Origin of the sequence: Streptomyces sp. NPDC003077, from assembly GCF_040611095.1 — a bacterium.
In the GTDB taxonomy this organism is placed as follows: Bacteria; Actinomycetota; Actinomycetes; order Streptomycetales; family Streptomycetaceae; genus Streptomyces.
The window spans coordinates 233,325-240,843 of the sequence record NZ_JBEXNM010000001.1 but is presented as its reverse complement, the minus strand read 5'-3'; the positions used below and the strand labels follow the sequence as shown (position 1 = coordinate 240,843).

At 69.7% G+C, this 7,519-nt stretch carries 6 protein-coding genes; 3 read left to right on the top strand and 3 right to left on the bottom strand.

Features of this window, described 5'->3' with window-relative positions; translation table 11 throughout:
• Nucleotides 1–143: 143 nt before the first annotated feature.
• The 3 genes from ABZX96_RS01020 to rsmI all read right to left on the bottom strand — a co-directional run bounded on the left by ABZX96_RS01020 (nucleotide 144) and on the right by rsmI (nucleotide 2,655).
• On the bottom strand, nucleotides 144–1,019 hold the full coding sequence (locus ABZX96_RS01020) for a TatD family hydrolase (RefSeq protein ID WP_355535649.1): 876 nt from the start codon (nucleotides 1,017–1,019) through the stop codon (nucleotides 144–146).
• A gap of 34 nt (nucleotides 1,020–1,053) precedes the next feature.
• On the bottom strand, nucleotides 1,054–1,590 hold the full coding sequence (locus ABZX96_RS01015; protein ID WP_355535646.1) for a hypothetical protein: 537 nt from the start codon (nucleotides 1,588–1,590) through the stop codon (nucleotides 1,054–1,056).
• Between the two features lie 195 nt (nucleotides 1,591–1,785).
• Nucleotides 1,786–2,655: a 16S rRNA (cytidine(1402)-2'-O)-methyltransferase gene (rsmI, locus tag ABZX96_RS01010; protein ID WP_355535643.1), complete on the bottom strand. Its 870-nt coding sequence runs from the start codon at nucleotides 2,653–2,655 to the stop codon at nucleotides 1,786–1,788.
• 385 nt (nucleotides 2,656–3,040) lie between these two features.
• Here rsmI and ABZX96_RS01005 point away from each other — a divergent pair, with 385 nt between their 5' ends.
• The 3 genes from ABZX96_RS01005 to ABZX96_RS00995 all read left to right on the top strand — a co-directional run bounded on the left by ABZX96_RS01005 (nucleotide 3,041) and on the right by ABZX96_RS00995 (nucleotide 7,362).
• Nucleotides 3,041–4,762, top strand: a complete 1,722-nt coding sequence (locus tag ABZX96_RS01005; RefSeq protein WP_355535640.1) for a phospholipid carrier-dependent glycosyltransferase — start codon at nucleotides 3,041–3,043, stop codon at nucleotides 4,760–4,762.
• A 432-nt stretch (nucleotides 4,763–5,194) separates the two neighbouring features.
• Nucleotides 5,195–6,574 (top strand): AAA family ATPase, encoded by a 1,380-nt coding sequence (locus ABZX96_RS01000; RefSeq protein ID WP_355535893.1) that lies wholly within the window; start codon nucleotides 5,195–5,197, stop codon nucleotides 6,572–6,574.
• Nucleotides 6,571–7,362 carry a hypothetical protein gene (locus ABZX96_RS00995; RefSeq protein WP_355535637.1) on the top strand — a complete coding sequence of 264 codons (792 nt, stop codon included), beginning with the start codon at nucleotides 6,571–6,573 and terminating at the stop codon, nucleotides 7,360–7,362. The genes ABZX96_RS01000 and ABZX96_RS00995 overlap by 4 nt, the downstream gene beginning before the upstream one ends.
• Nucleotides 7,363–7,519 lie beyond the last annotated feature (157 nt).

Here is a 7,519-nt window from a genome sequence, read left to right as displayed (position 1 = left end):
CGGCGCCCGGACAATCGGCAACCGACGGCCCGGCCCGTGCCCACGGCGCCCGGACAATCGGCAACCGACGGCCCGGCCCGTGCCCACGGCGCCCGGACAATCGGCAACCGACGGCCCGGCCCGTGCCCACGGCGCCCGGACGGTCAGTAGCCGAAGGCGCGGGCCGTGTTCGCGGCCACCGCCGTGGCCAGCGCGTCCTCGTCCATCCCCTTCACCTCGGCCATGGCGCGCAGCGTGACCGGAATGAGATACGGGGCGTTGGGCCGTCCGCGGTACGGCGCGGGGGTGAGGAACGGCGCGTCGGTCTCGACCAGGACCAGTTCGGCGGGGGCGACGGCCAGCGCGTCGCGCAGCGGCTGGGCGTTCTTGAAGGTGACGTTGCCGGCGAAGGACATGTAGTAGCCCGCGTCGGCGCACACCTTGGCCATCTCGGCGTCGCCCGAGTAGCAGTGGAAGACGACCGTCTCCGGGGCGCCCTCCTCGCGCAGCACGCGCAGCACGTCGTCGTGGGCCTCGCGGTCGTGGATGACCAGTGCCTTGCCGTGGCGCTTGGCGATCTCGATGTGCGCGCGGAAGGACCGTTCCTGCGCGGCGACGCCCTCGGGACCCGTGCGGAAGTAGTCCAGGCCCGTCTCGCCGACGCCCCGGACGTGCGGCAGCGCGGCCAGCGCGTCGATCTCGGCCAGCGCCTCGTCCAGGGCCGCGTCGCCGCCGGCCGGGCGGGCGCCCTGGCGGGACCAGCCGTCGGGGTCGCCGAGGACGATGCGGGGCGCCTCGTTGGGGTGCAGGGCCACGGTGGCGTGCACGTTCTCGTACGCGGCGGCGGTCTGCGCCGCCCACCGCGACCCGGCCAGGTCGCAGCCCACCTGCACCACGGTCCGCACGCCGACGGAGGCGGCCTTGGCCAGTGCCTCGTCGACCGTGCCGGCCTGCATGTCGAGGTGGGTGTGGGAGTCGGCGACCGGCACCCGAAGGGGCTCGGGCAGCGGCGGCGGCGCGTCCTTGCTGGTGCTGCTCATGGCCGCGATCCTACGAGGACCGCGGCCACGGCCGTCACTTGTGGTGCTGGAGCCGGTGGTGCTGGAAGGGGTGCAGCAGGTCGGCCAGGTGCCAGTGGTGGTCCCGCTTCCCGGCGCCGTCCTGGGCCGGGACGTCCCGAGCCTGGCCGTCCTGGGCCGGGACGGACGCGTTGTCCACGCCGTCCGCGGCCTCCTGGGTGCCCTGCCCGCGTCCGCCGCGCCCGCCGCGTCCGTTCTTCCCGCGGGACGAGGAGTCCCGCCGCTGGTGCAGTCCCGCCATGGCTGCCGAGACCTCGGAGACCTGCCCCGCGCGCATGATGCGGACGAGCGTCCCGCCGCAGTTCAGGCAGACGGGCCGGGTCAGCGGGGAGGGAACACGCGCGCCGTCCGCGTGGTACACGCAGTGGGTGCGCCCCTCGGCGTCGACGTGATGCGTGATCTCGTACGCCTGTTCCCAACCGTGCCCGCACCGCATGCACGCGAAGGCGTACGCCTCGTGCGCGGGGGGATCGGTCCGGGGGGTGGGACGGGTGCCACTGGTGAGGTCGTGCGTTCCGGCGATGTCACTCATAGCCGCTCCTCTTGCCCGCTGGACAAGGTCTCCGGGTGAGGACGTCCACGTCAAGGAAGTCCACTTCCAGTGGACGCCTTCTCCCGGCCGCCACGCGACAAAGGTTCCTCATATTGGCCCACTTTTGACATCACGGAGAATGTCGGGCCCCGGAACCGCCCCGCCGCGCGGTCCGCGCTTTACTTTCCAGGCTAGTCATTTACCTTCGGACGGGCCCGTTCGCGCCGCATTCTTTGCCGCCACGACCGCATCGAAGACATCACGCTTGGGTACGCCGGCCTCCGCCGCGACCGCCGCGATGGCCTCCTTGCGCCGCTCCCCGGCCGCCTCGCGCTCCTGGACCCGGCGCACCAGCTCCTCGGCGCTCAGATCGCCCGGCCCCGGCTCGGGCGCGCCCTCCACGACGACGGTGATCTCGCCCCGCACGCCCTCCGCGGCCCACTCCGCCAGCTCCCCGAGCGGCCCGCGCCGGACCTCCTCGTACGTCTTGGTCAGCTCCCGGCACACCGCGGCCCGCCGGTCCGGTCCGAACACCTCGGCCATCGCGGCGAGCGTGTCGTCCAGCCGGTGCGGCGCCTCGAAGAACACCAGCGTGCGCCGCTCGTCCGCGCTCTCCCGCAGCCGGGACAGCCGCTCGCCCGCCTTGCGCGGCAGGAACCCCTCGAAGCAGAACCGGTCCACCGGCAGCCCCGACACCGCGAGCGCCGTGAGCACCGCGCTCGGCCCCGGCACCGCCGTGACCTTCACCCCGCGCTCGACGGCCGCCGCGACCAGCCGGTACCCGGGGTCGGAAACCGAGGGCATCCCCGCGTCGGTGACCAGCAGCACCCGCGCCCCGCCCGCCAGCGCCTCGGCCAGCTCGGGCGTCCGGGCCGACTCGTTCCCCTCGAAGTAGGACACCACGCGCCCCGGGGTCTGCACCCCGAGCGCCTGCGTCAGCCGGCGCAGCCGACGGGTGTCCTCGGCGGCGATCACGTCGGCGGCGGCCAGCTCGGCGGCCAGCCGCGGCGGCGCGTCCGCCACGTCCCCGATGGGCGTCCCTGCAAGTACGAGCGTTCCAGTCACGGTGCCATCCTCGCAGCCGCGGGAGGGCGCGGGGCGCGTGGCCACTCTGGGGGGCCGGGGCTCGCTTACGGACGGGCCTCGGAACGCGTTTGCGGACGGGCCTCGGGAACGCGCATACAGACCGGGCCTCGGGAACGCGTTCACGGACGAGCCTCCGGGCAGGGCGGCCCCCCTCAGCGCACCCAGCCCCATCGACCGCCCCTCCCCCGGGGGCGCGAGCGCGAACCACTCCCCCGCGAGCGCGCCCCACGCGCCGCCCCGCACGGCCCCACGCGCCCCTCCCGTGCGAAGCCCCGAGGACGCCCCTCCCCGATGTGTGCCGCCCCACGTTCGTCCCCCGCGCGGCCCTCACCGCTCTCTCAGAGCGCTTCCCTACGATGGCCCGGTGACGAGTGACACCGCGACAGACGCCCACCGCGCCGAGGCGCCGACCGAGCGCCCGCATCCGTGGCAGCAGCGGCTGCGCCGGTTCGGCTACCTCGGCAGGCCCCAGCCGGGGGTCCGCGAGCGGCTGGTGCCACCGTTCCCCGAGCCGGGGACGCGGACGTGGGCGGTGCTCGGCATCGGCCCGAACGCCGCGGCGCGGCTCGCGCGCTGGTCGGGCTGGGGCGGGCCGCTGCTGGTCGCGCTGTTCGCCGGGGTGCTGCGGTTCTGGAACCTCGGCAGCCCGGACAAGGTGATATTCGACGAGACGTACTACCCGAAGGACGCCTGGTCCCTCCTCCAGTACGGCTACGAGGGCACCTGGGCCAAGAACGCCAACGACGCCCTGCTCGCCCATCCGCCCGAGATCCTGCTCAGTCCCGAGCACTCCTACGTCGTCCACCCGCCCATCGGGAAGTGGATGATCGCCCTGGGCGAGTGGGCGTTCGGCATGAACCCCTTCGGCTGGCGGTTCGTGGTCGCGTTGCTCGGCACGCTGTCGGTGCTGATGATCTGCCGCATCGGCCGCCGCCTGCTGCGCTCGACCGCGCTGGGCTGCCTGGCGGGCGTCCTGCTGGCGGTGGACGGGCTCCACTTCGTCATGAGCCGTACGTCGCTGCTCGACCTGATCGTGATGTTCTGGGTCGTCGCGGCGTTCGGCGCCCTGTTGGTGGACCGGGACCGCACCCGCGCCCGGCTGGCCGCCGCGCTGCCGGTCGGGGACGACGGGGTGGCCCGGCCGAGCGCCGAGGTCGGCGACCGGCTGCGGCTGGGGTGGCGGCCGTGGCGGCTGGTGGCCGGGGTGTGCCTGGGCCTGTCGGCCGCCACGAAGTGGAACGGCCTCTACTTCCTCGCCGCGTTCGCCGTCCTCCTCGTCCTGTGGGACGTCGGCGCCCGCCGCACCGCCGGCGCCCGCCACCCCTTCCGCTCGGTCCTGCGCCGCGACGTGCTGCCCGCCTTCGGCTCCACCGTCGTCCTGGCGCTGCTGACCTACCTGGTGTCCTGGACCGGCTGGATCGTCACCAAGGGTGGCTACTACCGCGACTGGGCCACCACCCCCGAGGGCCGTGCCGCCGGCTGGACCTGGCTGCCCGACTGGCTGCGCAGCCTGTGGCACTACCAGACCGAGGTCTACTCCTTCCACACCGGCCTGACCACGCCGCACACCTACCAGTCCAACCCGTGGAGCTGGCTCGTCCTGGGCCGCCCGGTCTCGTATTTCTACGAGGACCCCAAGATGGGCCACGACGGCTGCACTGCCGCGGAAGGCTGCGCCCGCGAGGTCCTCGCGCTCGGCACCCCGCTCCTGTGGTGGGCGGCCTGCTTCGCCCTCCTCTACGTCCTGTACCGCTGGTTCTTCCGCCGCGACTGGCGCGCCGGCGCCATCGCCTGCGCCGTCGCCGCCGGCTACCTCCCCTGGTTCCTCTACCAGGAACGCACGATCTTCCTCTTCTACGCCGTCGTCTTCGTCCCGTTCCTCTGCCTCGCCCTCGCCATGCTGATCGGCGCCCTCCTCGGCCCCCCCGGCTCCACCGAACGCCGCCGCGCCGCGGGCGCCGTGGGCGCGGGCGTCCTCGTCCTGCTCATCATCTGGAACTTCATCTACTTCTGGCCCATCTACACGGGCCAGCCCATCCCGAAGAGCGCGTGGCACAACCGGATGTGGTTCGACACGTGGGTGTAGGGGGCGGAAACGTCGGGAGGGCCCTGCGGGCCGCCGGGCCGACGCGGTCGTTGCCGGGCGCTTCGCTGCTGATGGACGGCCCGGAGACGGCCCAAAGAAGGCGGTGCGTCAAACAGCGCGTGGTCGCACCGTGCCCAGCACGCTCCTTCATTCACCCGTGTCACCGCACGCCGCATCAGTCGCTGACTCAACGAACATCACCACCCGCTCCATGTCGCCATGTCCCCATGTCCCCATGTCCCCATGTTCGAGTGAGTCTCAGCGGACGTGTCTCGCTCGCGAGCCCAGGCGCACGCCCACCTGAGTAGGTTGAGGCCCCGTCACTGTTCCCGAGGCAGCACGGCACCGCTGGGGCACGGGGCAGGCTGAGCACGGCTCGGAGCGGTCGGCAGGATGCCTGCGCACCTGGCCTTGCACCAGAAAGGCTTGGACATGTACGTGAAGAGACTTCGCATCGACGGAGTGCGGGGCTTCTACGGGCCTCGTGCGGTCGACCTCGACTTCACAAGGCCCAACGGGGATTACGCCGGCTGGACTGTCGTGGCCGGGCGCAACGGCTCGGGAAAGACCGCACTCCTGCAGGCAATCGCGCTCGGCACCATCGGCGAGAAGCGCGCATCACTTCTGGATGGGCAACTTGAGGACTGGCTGTCCTTTGGGTGCGTTCGCGGAAACATCCAGCTGTGGCTGGAACTCGATGGAGCACCGCAGCTTTTGCTGGGTTACGCATCAGATATCTCGGTCACCTGGCAGCCGGAACCGCCGACACTTTTCGACGACGGCTATCGGGAGACAACTGCGGCCACAGAAGTATCCTTCGAAGCAGCCGACAGGTATCGCCGAGCCCTATGGAGCAGTCATCCGCCGTCGGGATGGTTCCTGGCGGGTTACGGGCCGTTCCGCAGACTGTCGGAGAACGGCGCCGACTGGCCGCACAGCGGGAGTTACCGCCGCAGCGTAAACCCAAGTGGCCGCCTTCAGGCAGCGGCAGGTGTTCGCACCCTGTTCCAAGAGGACGCGGCACTGACGGAAGCCGTCGCCTGGATGATTCAATTGCATCACCTCAAGCTCGACCAGAGAACAGAGTTTTCAGGGCTGCTGGACAACATCATCAAGATACTGGACGACGGCCTTCTGCCTGACGACTACGTCGTCCACGATATCGACGCAGACGGACTATGGCTCACCAGAGGCCAGACCGACCTGGTCTTCCTTCTTCGTCAGATGAGCCACGGCCACCGCACTGTTGTAGCACTCGTGCTGGACATCATCAGGCGCATTCACCATTCCTTCGGAGAATTCCGGCTGGAGGAACGGAACGGCAAGCCGGTGGCCCCTTATCCCGGCGTAGTGCTGATCGATGAGGTAGACGCGCATCTGCACGTTTCCTGGCAGCAGCGGATCGGCCCCTGGCTGAAGGAACACTTCCCCAAAATCCAGTTCATCGTCACCAGCCACAGCCCCTACATCTGCCAAGCAGCGGACGAGGGCGGCCTCATTCGACTGCCAGGTCCGGATGATTCAGAGCCGCCGGAGCAGGTGACGGCAGACCTGTACCGCAGGATCGTGTATGGAACCGGGGACGATGCCGTACTCTCCGAGCTGTTCGGCCTGGATACCGCGTACTCCGAACCGGCCCAAGAGCTGCGCCGCGAACTCGCACGGCTTGAGACGCGCCTGATTCGCGGTGAAGCCGACGAGGACGACGTCCATCGCATTCGCACCCTGAAGAGGAAACTGTCGAGCTCGCCGGTCTCCCGGGCAGACGAGATCTCGGCACGAGTTCTGGGCGAGGATGCCGAATCCGTATGATCCCCATCCGGCGCCCTCCGCTCCCTCCCGAACTGAACGATCGCGCCCAGGCACTCACTCGCAAAATCCTGAACCATGACGCCGCGGACCGCACGCAGCGCGCACGCTCACTATGGAAATCATCACCCGTGCGCGATGAAATCCTCGCGACGCTACAGAACATGGCACACGGGATTTCCGCCTGCATGTATTGCGGACACCACATGGCCGACACCGTGGATCACTACGTACCGCTCTCGGAAAATCCCGCACAGACTTTCTGCCGGCACAACCACCTCCTTTCCTGCTCGACCTGCAACAGCCGGTACAAGTTGAACAACTTCGAGAGGGAGATCCTGGGGGTTCCGAAGCTCATCGATCCGACGCGAGAAGACCCGTTCGATCATCTGCACTTGAACATCGACACCGGGATATACCAAGCCATCACCGCGAGAGGGGAATACACGCTGCGCATCTGCGGTTTGAACGAACGCCGACTCCCCGAAGCGCGAGAGCGAGCACGGAGAGACATTCAATTACATCTGGAAGGCTGGTCACGCGCGCACAGCGAAGGGAACGATGCACGACTCAAAGATTTCACCGCAGCGATCCGCGAGCAGCCTTTGTCCGTTGTCTGCCAGAGCATGTTGAGACAGGCGCGGCACCCGGCCGCCGAAGTGTTCTTTTCGGCGTTCCCCGGCCTCTTGCTGCTACTGCGCATGCCCGAACTTCACGAGGCCCTGCTTATTACTCACGATGACACCTGCCTTCATTTCCCTGGGCAACGAAGGCAGTTGCGAGTCCGGTGATCCCCAAGTAAGGCGCGACACGACCGACGCGAAGGCGGGACCGGCCCCGGGGCAGAACCGTGTCCTTCATGTGCCAGTGCTCCGCCCCGTGCACCCCGGCCCCCGCAAGCCTCATCCGGAAGGCCGGGCACCACACTTGGAGCACGGGAAGCCGCAC

Bases quoted from the DNA above. Each gene is read 5' to 3' on its own strand.
- ABZX96_RS01020 (WP_355535649.1), bottom strand. From the start codon at position 1,019: ATGAGCAGCACCAGCAAGGACGCGCCGCCGCCGCTGCCCGAGCCCCTT.
- ABZX96_RS01015 (WP_355535646.1), bottom strand. From the start codon at position 1,590: ATGAGTGACATCGCCGGAACGCACGACCTCACCAGTGGCACCCGTCCC.
- ABZX96_RS01000 (WP_355535893.1), top strand. From the start codon at position 5,195: ATGTACGTGAAGAGACTTCGCATCGACGGAGTGCGGGGCTTCTACGGG.
- ABZX96_RS00995 (WP_355535637.1), top strand. From the start codon at position 6,571: ATGATCCCCATCCGGCGCCCTCCGCTCCCTCCCGAACTGAACGATCGC.